Origin of the sequence: Pseudoalteromonas sp. A757 (genome assembly GCF_004103285.1) — a bacterium.
GTDB classification, from domain to species: domain Bacteria; phylum Pseudomonadota; class Gammaproteobacteria; order Enterobacterales; family Alteromonadaceae; genus Pseudoalteromonas; species Pseudoalteromonas galatheae.
In genome coordinates this window covers 73159-91952 of record NZ_QNQN01000073.1, presented here as the reverse complement: position 1 = coordinate 91952, position 18794 = coordinate 73159, and the positions used below count along the sequence as shown (strand labels likewise).

Genomic DNA, 18794 nt, shown 5'->3' with positions numbered 1-18794 from the left:
GTTAGTTACAACCTTTTTGAATGGTTTGTGTTGTCACACTGACCTCAAAGTCATTGTAATCGTTATCGTTTTGGTCTTCCCAACGTTGGTTGGTACCTGAAACTTGGTACTTGGTTGATAGAGCATTACTGTTACCATCAATAGCGAGCACATAGGTAAAGGATTGTCCTTGAAGGATATCATAGCTGCCGGCACTGCCGTATTCATCAAGCAATTTAATATATTGGCCGTTTACTTTGATACCCCAGTCATTATTGAATAACGAGTCTTCTTTGACGAACGCGTAATTGATCCTCGTATAGTTGTCAGGCACACATGCGGTTTCATTGTCGAGTATGTTTCCCGATAGGGTTTCATTGCCTGAGGTATTGCTCACGCCTGTTACGCTCAAAGAGAGTTCCCGATCGCCAGTGTACTCAGTATCGTCTATTGTTGCTATTTGAATGGTAGCAGTTGTGCTGCCAGCCGGTATTTCCAATGAGGTAGGTGGTGCTACGTAGTCATCTGATTGCGTTGTCACATCATTGACCGCCACCGAAAAGCTGACGTCCTGCTCGAAGGCGTTACTTAAGGTAATTTGATAGCTAAGGGTACTTCCCTCATAAACCGCGTTTTCAATACTCGTTAACGTAAAAGACGGTGGCGAAGGAGGGGTTGGTGTACCGCCGCAACCAGAAACGGTATAGCATGTACTGCTGCCATTTGGGTTATATGCAAGGTCATTTACTCTTATTGGTAATGTATTGATATAACAGGTGCTTCCTGTATCAGGGTTTAGTTTATAAATCGCGCTTTTGTTGGTGTGTCCAGCGTCATTAATGATAACGCGACTGATAATAAGCTCTCCATTGCTATTAAGGCTTGCCCCTGTAACGGAAGTTAAGTCGTGATCAGATAATTTAGTCACAGAAAAGTCGTTGGTATTAACTTGGTAAACGGCTGCACTAGTGACTAGGATTAAGCGACCATTATAAAACTCAAGATCGCCGCGGTATTTTCCCGCCAGTGAGGGGAGATCCGAGAGCTTAGTCGCGTCGCCTGTGTTTTTATCTATGCTGTAAATAGAATCGTAACTCGTTCCAATGAGCCTATCGTTTATGCTGTCATATGCCAATCCCACCAAATAAGCCGTTCTACCGACTATGGTATGAGAGGTTCCATCAAAATATGCCAATTGAACATAGCGATGTTTTTTACCTTCAATGGGAATATCTGCGTCAGCTGGTAAGTTTAGATGACTGGTATCAACTTTATAGTCGATTGGCCTTGGTGCGGATGCATAGTACCAACGTGCACTGCTAGTATCAAAGGCGAGTGCAGCCGAACTAAAAGCGGCTAAACTATTGGCGCTGGCTTGTCCTGCACCTTCATCTAGACCAAACAAAATACCAATATCGCCGCGGCCAGCGTTAATACCAAAAACCTGACCTGGGCAACTATCTGCATAGGTGTATGTGGAAAGTAATGTTGAGATTAAACCAAGTGTTGTGAGTGATGCTTTTAACATAGCAGGAACCCTAAAAAGTTTACGTCCTGTAACTTAAAACAACACAAAGCAATGTCTTCGCAATTAAGTCCAACTCAATGCGATGACTTAATCCTTTAAGGCGGGCGCTTCCATTATTGACTTTGCAATCTAGCGCTATAATTGATCATAATTTACACTTTTACAACAGTGAAATAATTAAAAAGTATTAATTATTTGATTCTTGCCTATTTTTAAAGTTTGGTAATAATGACTCAACGATTTCTTTTGCTGAGATGGTATAGCGTACGCCAGAGAACATCACTGATGCGTTTTCATCGATCCCTGTAATGCCCGTTAACGTCCAACCTTCACCTCTCTCTGGGCAGTAAACCTTTGTCGTTGGGGGGATAACGGTAAACTCTTGACTCATATTCATTCTCCAAAAATGCTAAATTATAAAGCAATACAATCGCTTATAATATTGAAGGTGTATTTGCTGCAATCAGTGCTACCATTGCACCAGATACTTAGACCTGAGCATTTTATGGAATTTGAAACACCAAGGCTAGTCATCAGGCCCATAAGGCACAAAGATAATCCGCAGTTATTAGCGCTACTTAATTTACCGCAGGTAAAAGCGCATAACGATTACGGTGATAACCTCACTGAAGTAGATCTTAAATGTATGATCCAAATGGATATTGAGCGTCAATATGAAGGTAGGGGTGGACGTTTTTGCCTTGTGTGTAAAAGCACTAAAGCGGTGATTGGTTGTATTGGTTTCTATCATGAAGGCGGTGATATTGAGGGCCTACATATTGGATATGAATTAATGCCTGATTATTGGGGGAAAGGCGTGATGTTTGAGGCATTATGTTGTCTATTTGCAAACAAAAGCCAAATTGAGTTTGAGCTCAATGTGATTTTGGCGCATGTATCTGCCGATAATAAACGTTCATTAAATCTACTCAAGCGTTTAGGGTTTAGCGCTGTTGGAAGTAATCTGTATAAAATTGAGGTATAAAAAAGGGCAACTTAATCGTTGCCCTAGTACGAATGTGAAAAGAGCTACGAAAGTGCTCTAATTCTTTCATCTAGTGGCGGGTGAGAAGCAAAGAAGTCTGCAATAGATTTACCTGAAGCAATACCAAAAGCCATCATTGAGCCTTCTAATTGCGATTCATGGTTGTGCTTCAAACGCTCTAGTGCTGAACGCATTTTTTGCGCACCGACTAAATCCGCTGCACCTTTATCCGCTGCGAATTCTCGTTTACGACTAAAGTAAGCGACAACAACAGAAGCCAAAATACCAAAGAGGATCTGGAATATCATATCAAAGATAAAATATGTCCAGCTTCCACCTGATTCTTCTTCATCGCCATTCAAGAAGTTATCAACAATACCGGCCAATACTTTAGCGAAGAATATAACAAAGGTATTTACAACACCTTGTATCAAGGTAAGTGTAACCATGTCACCATTCGCCACGTGCGACACTTCATGCGCCAGGACAGCTTCCGCCTGGTCTTGATTCATGTTGTGGAGTAGGCCAGTACTTACAGCAACTAAGCTGTTATTTTTACTCGGCCCGGTTGCAAATGCATTCATTTCAGGGCTGTCGTAAATCGCAACTTCTGGCATTGCTATTCCTGCTTTTTTAGCTTGCTCTGCGACAGTAGAAACTAACCAATGTTCAGTTTCGTTTCGTGGTTGCTCAATAACATGGGCACCTGTAGATTTCTTTGCAATCCACTTAGACATGTAAAGAGATATAAAAGAACCACCGAATCCAAATACGGCAGCAATAACCATTATGCCTGTATAGCTTCGGCTAGAAATACCAAATACAGACATTAGGATAGATAACACGATCCCTAACACAAGCATCACTGCTAAGTTAGTGATAAGGAATAAGATGACGCGTTTCATTTTGACCTCGTTAGACAAAAATAAGGAACTAAGTAACTTTTCCCAAGCACTTGCTTATTACATTAGTCCTACATGCTTTATATGGTCAGAAGCTCAAAAGCACAAGTAAATTCGTATGAATATTTTATAAAAACACATCATACAGATGGTTGGCTAACCAATTTCAATTTCTGAGATAAGGAATGCAACATTTGGTCAACAGAGCTACGTTCATTGCTTAACCCTTCTAATAAGGTCATAAAGTAGCAATCCATCATAACGGTTGCTTTCAATTCATTGTATTCCTGCTCACTGAATAACAAATGTTTAAACAAATTAAGTTGTTCAGTAAAGAATTCGCCATGCCAAATAATCCCACAAAGCAGCTCTTTACTGAAATCTCTATTGCTAAGATAAAAAGCAAATAAATACTTTGCATAGTGGTGTAATTTTAAGCTGGCACTATGCTGCTTATCTGATGTTTTCGCTTCATTAATTAGCTCATCTATTTGATTATGCATTGCGACTTTGAGCATATCGAGCTTAGTGGGAAAGTGAGAGAAAACTGTTCCTGTCGCTACATTTGCAGCTTGGGCAATTTGCCGAGTGGTAGTGTTTTCAAACCCATTGTCCTGAAAGAGCTGCCAACTAACGCGGAGAATTTTATTGTACGTAATTTCTCTTTTTTTCATATGGTTACCTTTCTATCTGCGCCAGGATTGTAGCACAATTTCAGATTATTTAAGAGATAAAGTTTGCAAATAATGAGCGCGCTCATTATTATAATTGAGCGTGCTCATTAAATTTCAATAGGAGTTGTTATGCAATATTTGAGCTTATTCATCGGATACATTCTGTTCGTCCCTTTTATCTTCTTTTACAGCTATATTCTTGGCCCAGCTTTAAAAATGGTGCTGATCCCAGGAGGTCTGGCGGTGTTATGCTTAATTATGGGTCCTAAAACGTTTTTCTCTCACTTTAAGCGTGCGAAAGCATTAAGTATTGAAGAATTGGTGGTGTCTAAATAACTCAGGGTGCCATCGCGTGATAATTGCAATAAGTTGATTCTTCGCATTAAAGACGAACTCAGGTATAATGCCCGCAGCTAAGGTGTGAAGGACCTTAGCCCTGTATCGTTCAAAATTAGTCGAGGAATTATTATGACCGTTGGCATCATTATGGGCTCAAAATCAGACTGGCCTACAATGCAACATGCAGCTGAAATGTTAGATAGATTTGGTATTGATTATGAAACTAAAGTGGTTTCAGCTCACCGTACTCCACAGCTTTTAGCGGATTATGCTTCGACAGCAGCAGAACGTGGGATCAAAGTTATCATTGCCGGTGCTGGCGGTGCAGCACACCTACCGGGTATGGCGGCAGCATTCACAAGTCTGCCTGTACTTGGCGTTCCAGTAAAATCAAAAACACTAAATGGCGTGGACTCATTGCTGTCAATTTGCCAAATGCCTAAAGGTGTTGCGGTAGGTACGTTAGCAATTGGTGACGCTGGTGCTGCAAACGCAGGTTTGCTAGCAGCTCAGATTTTAGGTTGTCAGCAGCCAGAAATTTTTGCAAAAGTAGAAGCGTTCAGAAAAGAACAAACAGAAACTGTACTAGCTAATCCAGATCCTGCGAAATAACATGAATATTCTTGTTTTAGGGGCGGGACAATTAGCCCGTATGATGAGTCTATCGTCAACTCATCTTGATATAAAAGTGTTGGCTTATGATGTTGGCAGCCAAACGGTAATAAACCCCGTTACCTTTGCAACAACACCAGAGTCATTACAACAAGCCATTGACAAGGCTGATGCCATCACTGCCGAATTTGAACATATTCCACATGATGTTTTAGCGCTTTGCGAACAAAGCGGTAAGTTTTATCCTGGCGCAGAAGCGATAGCCACTGGCGGTGACCGCGCGAAAGAAAAAGCGCTACTAGATAAAACATCTGTGCCTTGTGCTCCTTTTAAAATCATTACCGATAAAACGCATTTTCTCACAGCTATTAATGAGTTAGGCATGCCGTTGGTCGTTAAAACTTGTCAGGCAGGCTATGATGGGAAAGGGCAATGGCGAGTAAAATCAGAGTCTGAAATAGACAACACTTGGGCCGAAATGTCGGAGTTTTTGCAAGCAGGCACTGAAGCACAACCACACTCCATCGTTGCTGAAAAAATGATACCGTTTGATCGTGAGGTATCAATTATTGGTGTGCGCGCTAAAAATGGTGAATGTAAAATTTATCCGCTGACTGAAAACCAGCACACCAATGGTGTACTGACTCTATCGATTGCTGGGAAAGAAAAAGCTAATATTCAAGCGCAAGCGGAAGACGCATTTGCAAAACTCGCGAATGCACTTGACTATGTTGGTGTACTTGCTATTGAGTTTTTCGATGTTGAAGGTCAATTATTGGTTAATGAAATAGCTCCTAGGGTACATAATTCAGGACATTGGTCTCAACAAGGCGCCCATGTGAGTCAATTTGAAAACCATATTCGTGCCGTTGCAGGTTTACCTATTGGCGATACAAGATTGCTTCGCCCAACCGCGATGATTAATGTTTTAGGGCAAAGTCACATTCCATCGCAAGTTCTTGCTGTTTCAGGGACAACCAGCCACTGGTATGGTAAAGATGCGAAACCGGGCAGAAAAATGGGGCATATCAACGTTTCAGCTGACTCACTTCATAAGTTAGGTGAAGCGCTAGCAGAGCTTGCTGAAATCTTGCCAGAAGCAGATTACCCTGGGGTCATGGAAACCGCTCAACAATTAATTTTGAATTAGTACTACTGTTTTTAGCGAAAAAGGTCCATTGTTAACTAAAAACCTAAGCTTATGATAATTATTGAGTTAACTCATTATTTATAACAGAGCTCAGGTTGGATATAAAAAATTTAATTTTTTTACTGTTATTTTTGGAACTCTTTTCTGATAGTGCGGTCTACTATTGTGAGGCGCGGATAGGCCTCATTTCATACTCGTTGTCCATCAACGACTATGTGAGCGCAGAGAGTATTTGGCCAGCATCCCTATGCTGGCCTTTTTTTGTCCCACCCATCGTGCTTTTAATCTTAAATCTGTCGATATTCCGCTGGCTTTCTGCTTAAATTAAGCAAATTTAACTATTATAAGAAAGTCACATGTTGAAACTCTCTCTTATCTCGATGGCTGTCGCTTCAGGTTTATTCCTTTCTGGCTGTCAAACCACTGAAGTAAGCCCAAAACCACAACAAGTAGAAGCCAATTCACCAGTCCCACAAGTCGTTGCTACTCCCGTTGATTTCGGTGGTGAGCAGATCACCTTAAAACAAGCAATGGCGCATCCTGATTGGTTGGGAAGACAACCAGAAAGCGCGTACTGGGGAGCTGATAGCAAAACCGTTTTCTATAAGCGTAAGCAAGCTGGTTCAGAGTTAAGAGATCTATTTAAAGTCAGTAGCGCACAAACAAGCGAAGCAGTTTCACTGTCGGATTTGCACGCCGTTGGTGCTGCAAACGCGGTCTATAATGAAGAAAGGACGCTACAATCTTATGAATTTAAGGGCAACATATTCGTTAAAAACCTGAAGTCTGGCGCTTTAACACAAGTTACTCATTCGTCGAACTATGAGTATGCACCGCAATTTTTAAGCGATAACCGATTAGCTTACCGTTCAGGCAATACGCTGTTTGCGTTTGATTTAGCCACTGGCTTAACGAAAGAACTGGTAAAGTTACATTTAGCGGATAAGCCTGAAGGGGTAAAAGAGCCAAGTGGATATATCGCTGAGCAGCAACATAAGCTTATTCAATTCGTCGCGCTAACGCACAAAAACAGCAAAGATCGAGAAGCGAGAAATCAAGAGATAGAAGCGAATAACGCAAGCATTCAAGATAACCAGTTTTATCTTGGTAAAGGAAAAACGCTTATCTCAGTTAGCCTTGCACCTACGGGTGACAAGTTAATCGCTGTGATCACGGACGATAAACCGAGTCGTTCCGACTCTGACATCATGCCTAACTACGTCAGTCAAAGCGGTGACATTGATCCGGTGAAAGCTCGTCGCCGCGTTGCAGACACTAAACCAATAAGTTCTGATGTGATTTTCATTGATTTAGTAAAATCAGAGCAAGTCACGCTAAGCTATGATACTTTGCCGGGCTTTGATGAAGATGTACTAGCCGAGGTGAAACGCGAAAATGCTAAGGCAAAAGGTGAATCATATAAGAGTGAAAAATCCCCACGTGATATCAATCTGATCGACACATGGGGCTGGAGTCAATCTGCTATTCAATGGAATAGTGACGGCTCTCAAGTCGCGGTGATGCTCGGTGCTTGGGATAATAAAGACAGGTGGTTAGCGACGGTTGATTTTGATAAACAACAATTCGTTTCTCAGCACCGCCTACACGATGATGCATGGATCAACTACACCTACAATGATTTTGGCTGGTTAAACAACCAAGACACTTTGTACTATCTTTCAGAGCAAACTGGATATAGTCAGCTTTATGTTAAGCCGCTTAACGGTAAAGCAAAAGCAATGACCGCAGGGAAGTTTGTGGTTTCTGAGCCAACCTTAACCCACGATAATCAATTTGTTTATTACAAAGCCAATAAAGATCACCCCGGTTTATACGAAATTTATCGCGTCAATTTGGCAAGCGGTGAAGACGAGCAGTTAACAGATTTAGATGGCCTGACTGATTACCAGCTAAGCCCAGATGAGCAAAAGCTGTTGTTAACTCACTCAAAAATCATGATGCCTCCAGAACTTTATGTGGCGGATGCAGCGCCAAAAGCAGCGGTGTCACGACTCACTAATACAGTCTCAGATGCGTTTTTAAATAAGAAGCTAATTGCACCTAAGATTGTCGCGGTTCCTTCAAGCCATCAAGGTGAGCCTGTCTACGCAAAAGTATATTACCCGGCAGATTATCAAGAAGGCGAAACGGGTAAAAATCGTAAGGCTGTGATCTTTAACCATGGTGCGGGCTATTTGCAGAACTCACATATGGGCTGGTCTAACTACTTTAGAGAGTTTATGTTCCATTCACTTCTTGCGAGCGAAGGCTATGTCGTCATGGATATGGACTATCGTGGCTCTAAAGGTTACGGGAGAGACTGGAGAACGGCAATCTATCGTCATATGGGTAAACCAGAAATCGAAGATTTGGCAGACGGTGTCGAGTGGATGGTGAACAACGCTAATGTTGACCGTGGTGCTGTAGGTACTTACGGCGGTTCATACGGCGGCTTTATGACATTTATGGCGCTATTTACTCAGCCTGATCTATTCCAAGCAGGCGCGGCTTTACGTCCAGTCACCGATTGGGCCTATTACAACGACCCGTATACCTCAAATATCCTTAATCGCCCAGATGTAGACCCAATTGCATACAAACGCAGTTCGCCTATCTATCATGCTGAAGGTTTGAAAAACAAGCTACTGATCAATGCTCCTATGGTTGATGATAACGTGTTTTTCCAAGACGTTGTACGTTTGGTGCAACGCCTGATTGAGCTAGAAAAGGAAGACTTTGAAACTGCGATTTATCCAGTTGAACCCCATGGCTTTAGACAGCCATCAAGTTGGTTGGATGAATACCGTCGTATATACAAGTTGTTCAAAGAAAACTTGTAATCAAATGAGTGGATAAAAAGCCAGCTTAAGCTGGCTTTTTTGTTTTATAAAATAAATAGATAACAGCTAAAACCACACCACCAACCGCACCAAATAGATGTGCTTCAATGGCGACTCTCGAGTCTATCAGTTTGGCTACATCTGCGCTTGCACCCGCATATTGCTCCCAACATACCTTTGCCCACACACCAATAAACAACAGATATCCAGTTGTTAGCTTGCGCTTAATATCTTCAAGCGCTCCCCATACGATAAGCCCATGTAATAAGCCACTCAAGCCTGTATATACAACAATGTTTGGGGAAAATAGCAAGATCATGAGCCCGGTAAAGAGGCCAAGAAAAAACACATTCAGCCAATATTTTCTTAGTCTTGTATACTCGGCATGTAATAGCCAAATAAATAAGATACCAAGCAGGTTTAGCATCAAGTGATACCAATTACTATGGGTAAACTGGCCGCTCAAAATACGCCATAATTCACCATCAGCAATTGCATTTCTGTCAAAATCTAAGTGTGGGCCAAGCCCGAACAACATTAGTATTGTTGATAATATCGCCAAAGACGCAGGGCCAATGAGATATTCTTTGTTCGTTGGAAGTTCAAACATACGATTTCACGTTATTATTTTTGCATATTGTGCCTAATTGCTTTTATGATGCCAAATATAAGACGTAAGCAAAGTGGGTATTATGAAACATACACTTGCATCACTAACCGTGATTGCCGCATTCAGCTTTTCAACCAACACCTTAGCTGAGCAACAAAAAATCGAAATTAGAGAGCCGGAAGCCGCAACCGGCTTCCAATCTAAAGAAGCACGCACCGCAGAAAAGTACATGGTCGTTGCTGCCAACCCCTATGCGAGTAAAGCAGGTCAATTGATGCTCTCAAAAGGGGGAAGTGCGGTTGATGCCATGATAGCGACTCAACTTGTGCTTACTTTGGTTGAGCCGCAATCTTCGGGCGTGGGTGGCGGGGCGTTTATCCTGCACTACGACAAGAAAACCAATGAATTAATTAGTTTTGATGGTAGAGAAACCGCACCAAAGCTTGCAGGTTCTGATCTATTTTTAGATGATTCGGGTAATGCGGTTAGATGGATTGAGGCGGTTGTGGGCGGTCGCTCTGTTGGTGTGCCTGGTATTCTGCACGCGTTTAAATCAGCACACGACAAATACGGTAAACTGCCGTGGCAAGAATTATTCAAGCCAGCGATTGAATTAGCTCGAGATGGATTTATTGTCTCTCCACGTTTAAACATGCTGCTTGAAAAGAAACTCAATCCTGGTTTGACAAAGCTCAGTCCTGCAAAAGAATATTTCTATCCGGATGGTAAAGCACTACAACCAGGGACCCTTAAAAAGAATCTGCCTTTGGCAAACCTATACTACAAGGTAGCAACACAAGGGATCCAAGCCTTTTATGAAGGGCAAAATGCCACCCAATTAGTGGAAGCTGTGCAAAAGTCTGAAATCGCACCTGGCAAATTGACGCTGAGCGACTTAGAAAATTATAAGAGCAAAACTCGAGACGCTATCTGTACTGAATATCGTGTATATAAAGTTTGCTCTATGGCACCGCCTAGTAGTGGCGGTATTGCCGTTTTGCAAATGATGAAACTGTTGGAACCGTACGACCTAGGTAAGTATAAGGCAAATGATCCAGAAGCTTTGCACCTCTTTACTCAAGCGTCTCGCCTAGCGTTTGCCGATAGAGACTTTTACGTTGCTGATCCTGATTTTGTTGAAGTGCCAGCAAAAGCATTGCTTAACGAACAATATCTACTAGGCCGCAGCAAACTTATCGGCGACATAGATAATCACGACTTTCCAGTAGGCGACCCAACTTCGGGCACACTCGCTTATGCTATGGATGATAGCTATGAATTACCTTCAACGAGCCATGTGTCGATTGTAGATGCAGAGGGTAATGCTATTTCAATGACAAGCTCGATTGAAATGGCATTTGGCTCGACGGTGATGGTCAACGGATATTTACTCAATAACCAATTAACCGACTTTGCGCTTTCTCCAAAAGTAGGGGATAAATGGGTTGCAAACAGGGTAGAAGCAAACAAACGTCCAAGAAGCTCTATGGCACCCGTAATGGTGTTCAATAAAGATGGGTCGCTTAAATTAATAGTCGGTTCGCCTGGTGGCAGCCGTATTATTAACTATGTTGCTCAAACCTTAGTTGGTGTTTTGGACTGGGGATTATCTGTGCAGGCAGCAATTGATTTACCAAAAATCACCAATCGCAATAAGTACACAACGCTTGAAAAAGGCACTGAGCTGACAAAACAAGTACCTTACTTTGAGAAAAAAGGCCATAAAGTACAGATCCGTGACTTAAACTCAGGACTACATGCCATTGAGGTTCGTGGAACACATTTAATTGGTGGCGCAGATCCAAGAAGAGAAGGTGTTGCTCTCGGTGAAAGCAGCGAATAAGCCGTGGTTTCTTAAGTGCTTTTAGGCTATAATTTCGCGTTCCAGAAAAATTGTGTTTAACGTGCTCTGGAGCGCGTTAATAATGGTCTGATGAGCACTAAATTCATTGTAATTTAATCCTTTTCGACAATAATGAACCCTTAGACTAAAAAATTAGTGTCAAGCTTGTAAATATGACTAAACAAACCGATCCAAATTATCTCTACATTCCCTATTCAGGTCCTACATTATTAGAAACGCCACTGCTTAACAAAGGGAGTGCATTCTCTCAACGCGAGCGTGAAAATTTCAACTTAGCAGGACTACTTCCTCCTCGTTATGAAACAATTGAAGAGCAAGTTGAGCGTTGTTATCAGCAATATTCAAGCTTTAGCGACAACCTAAATAAGCACATCTACTTGCGTGCGATTCAGGACAACAACGAAACGCTGTATTACCGTTTAGTACGCGATCATTTGGAAGAAATGATGCCAATCATCTACACCCCAACAGTAGGTGATGCATGTGAGAAGTTTTCTGATATCTATCGTAGTTCTCGTGGTTTGTTTATTTCATATGAAGACCGTTATCAAATCGACGATATTTTACGAAATGCCACTAAAGGCAAAGTAAAAGTTATCGTGGTTACAGATGGTGAACGTATTTTAGGCCTTGGTGACCAAGGTATTGGTGGTATGGGGATTCCTATCGGTAAGCTGGCACTTTACACCGTATGTGGTGGGATCAGCCCAGCTTACACGCTGCCTGTTATGCTTGACGTTGGGACAAACAACGAAAAGCTACTCAATGACCCAATGTACATGGGCGCAAGACACCCGCGTATCGGCCAAGCTGAATATGACGAATTCCTGGATCTATTCATTAAAGCGGTTAAACGCCGTTGGCCTAATGTGCTGTTACAGTTTGAAGATTTCGCACAACCTAACGCAATGCCGTTATTGAAACGTTACCGCGATGAAATCTGTAGCTTTAACGATGATATCCAAGGCACCGCTGCGGTTACTGTAGGTTCGCTATTAGCCGCTTGCCGCGTGAAAGGAGCGAAACTCTCGGAACAAAAAGTAGTTTTTGTTGGCGCAGGCTCTGCTGGCTGTGGTATTGCTGAGCAAATTATTAGCCAAATGATTTCAGAAGGGGTAACCGACGAGCAAGCGAGAAGCCAAGTATTTATGGTGGACCGTTTTGGCTTCTGACAGAAGGCATGGAAGGGCTAAGAGATTTCCAAGAAGCGCTAGTTCAACAACAAGCAAACCTTGCGGATTGGACATACAGTGGTGAATTTGCATCTTTATTAGATGTAATGCACTGTGCAAAACCAGACATCTTAATTGGTGTATCAGGTCAAGCGGGCCTATTCACAGAGCAAGTGATCCGTGCGATGCATGCAGGGTGCGAGCAGCCGATTATTTTCCCACTAAGTAATCCGTCACGCCAAGTTGAAGCGCATCCAAAAGATGTGATTGAGTGGACTGATGGTCAAGCAATTGTAGCTACTGGAAGCCCATTTGAGCCTGTAGTGTATGGTGAGCAGACAATCATCATACCGCAATGTAATAACAGTTATATCTTCCCAGGGATCGGCCTCGGTGTACTTGCAGCTAAAGCGAACCGTATTACAGATAGCATGTTGATGGTATCTAGCGAAATGCTTGCTGAATCATCACCACGTGCTAATACCGGCAAAGGTAGCCTACTACCAGCACTAACTGAAATTGAGCCGTTGAGTAAGCGTATTGCTTTTGCAGTTGCTAAAAAAGCAATGGAAGAGGGCGTTGCACTTGAAATGGAAGACGATGCAATTTGGGCCGCGATAGAGAAAAACTATTGGCTCCCTAAGTATAGAAATTACAAACGCTGTAGCGTCTAATTGCTTTTACTTAGCTAAAACAAAAATCGCCGCCAACTCATATTGGCGGTGATTTTGTTTATCAATCACGCACAAAATTTGGGAGTACCACATATAACCTCTCAAAGTGATAATCGCTCATTTTGTTAAAGTTTGTTACCTTGAAATCCAATTCAGTAGTTGTTAATTGAAATATGCTTGAATATGCAGGTATCACTTTTTAGGAGCAAAAGATGCGAATTTTAACTGGCTTACTGGCATTATGTTTATCTGGATTTAGCTTTGCGGGCGCATTGCCTGACTCGCCGCATTTATATGTTAAAGGCACTTCATTTATTCAAGTACAACCCGATGTTGCAACCATACGTGTCGCCATTACCGAAAAGCAAAAATCGCTACCCACAGCCAAAGAAAACGTCGATAAGATTATGGCTAAGGCTATCGAAATCGCTAAACGCTTCGATATTAAAGAAGACGATATTCATGCGGAGCAACTGAATGTTTACAGACAGACACGCTACAATCGCGAATCAAATGAAGAAGAGTTTGATGGTTTTCGTGTGAGCCGAAGCTTGACTGTAAAACTTAAAGACATCAAAAAATACCCAGAGTTACTTCAAGAGTTTGTAGACAGCGGCATCAATCAGTTCAATAACACAGAATTTGGTGTTGAAAATGAAGGCAAATATCTGCAAAGCCTCAAAAAAGCCGCCATTAAAGATGCAAAGAAAGCAGCTAAAGAACTAGCAGGCGAGTTTGATGTTGAGTTAGCAAAACTGTACTCAGTTTCATTCCAACCAATGCAAACGCCAATTCAGCCCTACGTGCGCTCTGCAGCAATGGCGATGGAAGCAGATCAAGGCGCATACAAAAATGCGTATAACACAGGTGCAATTACATTAAACGCGGAAGTCTATGCTGTTTACTTAATTGAGTAATACTGGCTGTAAACTAATTAAACTTATACACTAAGCCCTCCATTGGAGGGCTTTTTATGATCACTGGTTTATATGCGGCATTACTGGCACTAATCTATATTAAACTTAGTTTTAACATAATATCACTCAGACACAGACATAAAGTATCGCTTGGAGATGGTGGTATCGATGAACTGCAAAGTGCAATTCGGATCCACGGCAACTTTATCGAGTACACACCTTTCGTACTGTTAATGATGTTGTTACTCGAAACTCAGCAAATCAACCCGTATCTACTTCATGCTTTTGGCGTCGCTTTTTTGCTTTCTCGAGTTGCACACTATGTTGCACTCGGTAAAACTAACTTATCGATCAGAAAAGTAGCGATGGCGACAACATATGGAGTAATACTTATTTTAGCGTCATTCAACCTCGTGTATTACTTTATCTAACTATGACAAAACAAAAATTTCTGGTGACGGGTTTACCCCGAACCGGCACAACAAGCCTATGTATTGCTGCATTAGGTGCTGGATACAAAACAGCACACACTGCATACACGAGGCAAGCATTGGACAATGCTGAATTTATTGCTGATACTCCTGTCTTTGCTGACTATGAAAAATTATATGCTTTATATCCTGAAGCCAAAATAATCCAGTTAACACGAGATTTAGAGCAATGGCTTCCCTCAATTAAACGTTTGATGACGGCAATGAAAGAAAATTTACTGTCACAAAGAGGGGGCTTTAACGACACCATTAAGCGTTGTTATTTAGAAACTTTTCCTGATTTTGAAAAACATTTTGAAGATGATGGTTATTGGCGGGGTTGTTATAGTAAGCATCATGATAGGGTACTTAACTTTGCAAAAATGAATCATATTCCTTTTATTATGGTCAACCTAACCGCGACTGATGCCGAACACACGCTTGCCGAATTTATCGGTGTAACTCAAGACAAAGTGATCATCCCGCATGTTAATATCGGCGGTAAAGTAACTGCATGGAAGTGGTTTTCACATCCCAATAAAGTGGGATCAACACGTAATGGCAAAGCAGATAAAGACACGACGCTGTTTAGCATGCAAGTTCGCTCAAGCCCTTGAGTTTGTTATACTCACTACAAATGTATATACAAGATAGAATTATGTTTGAATTAAAATATCACACACCTTTTAGCTGGACTGAAAAAGTCCTAGCCGACTTTGATACCTTTCTTCAAGATCACGCCGCTGCAGAAAAAAAAGCAGCGGGAATGGCGATGGCAATGCTTGGTCATTACCCAGATAGGATCAAGCTGGTAAAAGCAATGGCAGATCTCGCAATAGAAGAAATGATCCATTTTAAACAGGTACTTAAGATCTTAACCGAGCGTGGTACGCTACTAGGTAACGATCAAAAAGACCCCTATATAAAACAAATGCGCGCACTTTTCCGCCAAGGCACAGATGAATATTTAATTGATAGATTGCTGATTGGCGCAGTAATTGAGGCTAGGGGCCATGAGCGTTTTTCTTTAGTTGCAGAAGCGCTTCCTGAAGGCAAAGAGAAAGACTTTTATGTTGCCATTGCTAAGTCAGAAGAAAAGCATAAAAACCTCTTTGTGGAGCTCGGCTATGAGTATTTCGACAAATTAACAATAGATAACCGCCTAGAAGAAATTCTCATCGCAGAAGCAGATATCTGCAAAGGCATTCCATTTAGCGCTGCGCTTCATTAGTATGAAATAACTGGGATTAAATAATAATAACAAGGACATAACAATATGAAATTAAGTGCTTTTTTATGCACCAGCTTCATTCTAACTTCAAATTTTGCAGCAAAAGCTGAGACCTTTAGCGCATTGAATGCTTGGAAAGAACTCGATCATAACTTGCAAACCCATTACGCTTATTTAGAGGACTTTAAAGGTTACCAACAAACTCGGCAGTTATTTGAAAAGAAGTTAAATAACTTAGACTCGAAGCAGGCCTTTATTGACTTAAGCCAAGCATATTTACGCCACTTTACAGATCCGCATCTCAATCTAGGTCCATTAAATGAAGAGGATTACAGTGTCTATCCAACAGGTGCAGATATGTATGTCGAATTCTATGATAACAGTGCACTTATTATTGACGTCAAGCGTAGCAGCGATGCAGATGTTAAAGGATTAAAACCCGGAGATATCGTGGTGAAGATAGATGGAAATACGATAACTCAAGCCATCCAAGACGTAATGCAGGTGCCATTGAGTCAATTAAATAAGGCTCAGAAGAGTTACGCACTGAATGTTGCGTTAGGAGGAAAACGTTATAAAACACGCGAAATTGAATTTAAAAGGGATACAAAGTTAGTCACCGTCGAACTTGCCGCAAGTTACGATGCAATAAATGCGCTAGGCAATGGGCCTAAAGTATCCTACGAAAAAATAGATGAATTTGGTCATATTCGATTTAATAACGCCATGGGTAACACCCAAACCGTTGCTGAGTTTAAGGCTGCATTAAAGTCTCTAGGTGAAGTGAAAGGTTATATTATTGACCTTAGAAATACTCCCAGCGGCGGAAATACAGGCGTAGCAGAACCCATACTTGGACATTTTACTGCTGCGCCAAGCGTATATCAAAAGTACCGTACGCAAACAGGAACTGTACAATTCAACAAATCAGAGTTAAAAGACGCACTCACTAAACCAGCAAAGCAACAGATAAAGGTTCCGTTTGTCGTACTTGCTGGACGCTGGACTGGCAGCATTGGAGAAGGAATGACAATAGGTTTTGATGCTTTGGGTGCGGATGCAATAATTGGTGCACCGATGGCTGATTTACTCGGCGGGATCAAACGTCTCGACCTTGCTCAAAGTGACGCTTGGGTTGAAGTTGGATTTGAACGTTTATATCACGTAAATGGTGGTTTTCGTGAAGACTTCGAACCAAATATAATCGTGGCTGGCGACATGGATAAAAATGGTAAAGACGTAGCATTAGAAACAGCAGTGTCAGTTTTACATTCGAAAACGATTTCAGGTCAAAAAGTATCCCGTAAACATCCAACGAAATTTTGATTGTATAAGAGAGTAAGCTAGTCTCTCTTTTAATTTATCGTATTTAACATAATATAAATTATAGGATGTTAAATATGTAGTGATTGTAATATCAAGAAAGCTAATTTAATCATCTCCAATATGTCCAATACTAGACGGTATCGGACATTAATAAAAAGTTTACCGTATTTTCTATTGAGCTATGGTTTAGCTTTTTATAGTATGTGGTTGAATTTGTAATTTGAAGTATCGACATATGGAATTTGTAAGACCGCTAGAACCAATCTTGATAATTGATGACGCTGTTGAGATCAGAGATTTTCTGACACAGATTTTGGAGAACTTAGGGTTTGAAGAAGTTTATGGTTGTGAAGACTTTGACTCCGCAAAGCCGCTACTAAAGCATAAGCAGCCCAGTGTTGTCTTTTTAGATATTGAGCTTCCCGATACAGATGGTACCGAGATCCTATCCTACATTAACGAAAACTTTCCAGTGTCTCATGTCATCATGTGCTCTGGCCATAATAGTATGGAGAATGTTCAAAATACTTGGGAACTTGGTGCTAAAGGCTTTATCGCTAAACCTTTCAATGCACACAAAGTGGATTCGGTAATGAAGCGTTTAGAGCTGGTTACATGAATGAAGAAATAAAGAAACTTACCGATGCGCTTTCTACCGTTATTTTAGAAAAGCCTGAACAAGTAAAACTCGCTATCTGCAGTCTTTTGTGCCGAGGTCATCTGCTAATTGAGGATTTGCCTGGTATGGGTAAGACGACGCTGTCTCATTCTCTTGCCGACGTGCTAGGTCTGACATATCGTCGAGTGCAATTTACTAGCGATCTACTCCCAGCTGATATTACAGGTACTTCCATTTTTAACCGTGAAAATCAGTCATTCGAATTCCATCCTGGTCCTATTTTCAGCCAAGTTTTACTGGCCGATGAAATCAACCGCGCAAGTCCAAAGACGCAAAGCGCCTTATTGGAATCCATGGAAGAACACCAAGTAACCATTGATGGCGTGAGCCATGAACTCCCTAGCCCATTTTTTGTGATTGCAACGCAAAATCCTCAGCATCAATCTGGCACGCATCCATTGCCAGAATCGCAACTAGACCGCTTTTTTATGCGTATAAGCTTGGGATACCCTTCGGAAATAGCAGAAGCACAGTTAATTAAATTAGCTGGAAAAGCGAGAAATCTGACTCAAGCACCGCAAGTGATCGATGGCAAAACACTTTTGGCGTATCAGCAAGTTGTGCCCAATATTGTGCTAAGTGACGCCATTATTGATTATATCCTTCGCTTAGTTAACTACACACGCAGCTCAGGTCAATTTAGCGACCCTTTATCGCCAAGAGCTAGTATCGCGCTTGCAGCCGCAAGTCGTGCATATGCGTTTATTAGTGGTCGAGATTTCGTGATCCCCGATGATGTTCAAGCCGTTTTCACTTCAGTCTGTGCCCATCGACTTGGCGTCACCACAACTAATGAAGCAGAAGTTCAGACGCAGGTCTTTCAAAACGTACCGGTACATTAA

18 protein-coding genes and 1 pseudogene are annotated in these 18794 nt (G+C 41.6%); 14 read left to right on the top strand and 5 right to left on the bottom strand.

What is annotated here, in order from left to right; genetic code table 11:
* Position 1: 1 nt before the first annotated feature.
* Both DRB05_RS17845 and DRB05_RS17840 read right to left on the bottom strand, forming a co-directional pair.
* Positions 2 to 1507 (bottom strand): hemolysin, encoded by a 1506-nt coding sequence (locus DRB05_RS17845; protein WP_128728129.1) that lies wholly within the window; start codon positions 1505 to 1507, stop codon positions 2 to 4.
* 187 nt (positions 1508 to 1694) lie between these two features.
* On the bottom strand, positions 1695 to 1898 hold the full coding sequence (locus tag DRB05_RS17840; RefSeq protein WP_010604778.1) for a hypothetical protein: 204 nt from the start codon (positions 1896 to 1898) through the stop codon (positions 1695 to 1697).
* Between the two features lie 114 nt (positions 1899 to 2012).
* Between DRB05_RS17840 and DRB05_RS17835 the strand changes: the two genes are divergently transcribed.
* Positions 2013 to 2492, top strand: a complete 480-nt coding sequence (locus DRB05_RS17835; protein WP_128728128.1) for a GNAT family N-acetyltransferase — start codon at positions 2013 to 2015, stop codon at positions 2490 to 2492.
* A gap of 44 nt (positions 2493 to 2536) precedes the next feature.
* Here DRB05_RS17835 and htpX read toward each other — a convergent pair whose 3' ends face one another.
* A complete protein-coding gene (gene htpX, locus DRB05_RS17830) occupies positions 2537 to 3397 on the bottom strand; it encodes a protease HtpX (protein ID WP_010604776.1) in 861 nt (286 codons plus the stop codon).
* A gap of 137 nt (positions 3398 to 3534) precedes the next feature.
* Positions 3535 to 4068, bottom strand: a complete 534-nt coding sequence (locus DRB05_RS17825; protein ID WP_128728127.1) for a TetR/AcrR family transcriptional regulator — start codon at positions 4066 to 4068, stop codon at positions 3535 to 3537.
* Between the two features lie 129 nt (positions 4069 to 4197).
* Here DRB05_RS17825 and DRB05_RS17820 point away from each other — a divergent pair, with 129 nt between their 5' ends.
* From DRB05_RS17820 to DRB05_RS17805, 4 genes are all read left to right on the top strand, one after another.
* A complete protein-coding gene (locus DRB05_RS17820) occupies positions 4198 to 4404 on the top strand; it encodes a hypothetical protein (RefSeq protein WP_128728126.1) in 207 nt (68 codons plus the stop codon).
* 132 nt (positions 4405 to 4536) lie between these two features.
* A complete protein-coding gene (gene purE / locus DRB05_RS17815) occupies positions 4537 to 5019 on the top strand; it encodes a 5-(carboxyamino)imidazole ribonucleotide mutase (protein WP_128728125.1) in 483 nt (160 codons plus the stop codon).
* 1 nt (position 5020) lies between these two features.
* The gene (locus DRB05_RS17810; RefSeq protein ID WP_128728124.1) at positions 5021 to 6169 is read left to right on the top strand and encodes a 5-(carboxyamino)imidazole ribonucleotide synthase; all 1149 of its coding nucleotides are present in this window, start codon (positions 5021 to 5023) and stop codon (positions 6167 to 6169) included.
* A gap of 356 nt (positions 6170 to 6525) precedes the next feature.
* The gene (locus tag DRB05_RS17805) at positions 6526 to 9009 is read left to right on the top strand and encodes a prolyl oligopeptidase family serine peptidase (RefSeq protein WP_128728123.1); all 2484 of its coding nucleotides are present in this window, start codon (positions 6526 to 6528) and stop codon (positions 9007 to 9009) included.
* A 25-nt stretch (positions 9010 to 9034) separates the two neighbouring features.
* Here the strand turns inward: DRB05_RS17805 and rrtA are convergent, their stop codons facing one another.
* Complete coding sequence (gene rrtA, locus DRB05_RS17800) at positions 9035 to 9619, bottom strand: rhombosortase (RefSeq protein ID WP_128728122.1); 585 nt, start codon at positions 9617 to 9619, stop codon at positions 9035 to 9037.
* Positions 9620 to 9701: 82 nt separating this feature from the next.
* Here rrtA and ggt point away from each other — a divergent pair, with 82 nt between their 5' ends.
* The 9 genes and pseudogenes from ggt to DRB05_RS17755 all read left to right on the top strand — a co-directional run bounded on the left by ggt (position 9702) and on the right by DRB05_RS17755 (position 18794).
* On the top strand, positions 9702 to 11462 hold the full coding sequence (ggt, locus tag DRB05_RS17795) for a gamma-glutamyltransferase (RefSeq protein ID WP_128728121.1): 1761 nt from the start codon (positions 9702 to 9704) through the stop codon (positions 11460 to 11462).
* 173 nt (positions 11463 to 11635) lie between these two features.
* Positions 11636 to 13329 (top strand): annotated as a pseudogene (locus DRB05_RS17790) (NAD-dependent malic enzyme).
* Between the two features lie 212 nt (positions 13330 to 13541).
* Positions 13542 to 14246, top strand: coding sequence for an SIMPL domain-containing protein (locus DRB05_RS17785; RefSeq protein ID WP_045963762.1), 705 nt, complete (start codon positions 13542 to 13544; stop codon positions 14244 to 14246).
* Between the two features lie 56 nt (positions 14247 to 14302).
* Positions 14303 to 14677 carry an MAPEG family protein gene (locus DRB05_RS17780; RefSeq protein WP_128728120.1) on the top strand — a complete coding sequence of 125 codons (375 nt, stop codon included), beginning with the start codon at positions 14303 to 14305 and terminating at the stop codon, positions 14675 to 14677.
* Positions 14678 to 14679: 2 nt separating this feature from the next.
* Entirely contained in the window at positions 14680 to 15333 is a 654-nt protein-coding gene (locus tag DRB05_RS17775) for a sulfotransferase family protein (RefSeq protein WP_128728119.1), read from the top strand.
* Positions 15334 to 15374: 41 nt separating this feature from the next.
* A complete protein-coding gene (locus DRB05_RS17770; protein WP_039495868.1) occupies positions 15375 to 15947 on the top strand; it encodes a tRNA-(ms[2]io[6]A)-hydroxylase in 573 nt (190 codons plus the stop codon).
* A 45-nt stretch (positions 15948 to 15992) separates the two neighbouring features.
* On the top strand, positions 15993 to 17273 hold the full coding sequence (locus DRB05_RS17765) for a S41 family peptidase (RefSeq protein WP_128728118.1): 1281 nt from the start codon (positions 15993 to 15995) through the stop codon (positions 17271 to 17273).
* A gap of 235 nt (positions 17274 to 17508) precedes the next feature.
* A complete protein-coding gene (locus DRB05_RS17760; protein WP_128728117.1) occupies positions 17509 to 17892 on the top strand; it encodes a response regulator in 384 nt (127 codons plus the stop codon).
* Positions 17889 to 18794: an AAA family ATPase gene (locus tag DRB05_RS17755; RefSeq protein WP_128728116.1), complete on the top strand. Its 906-nt coding sequence runs from the start codon at positions 17889 to 17891 to the stop codon at positions 18792 to 18794. Before DRB05_RS17760 ends, DRB05_RS17755 begins: the two co-directional genes overlap by 4 nt.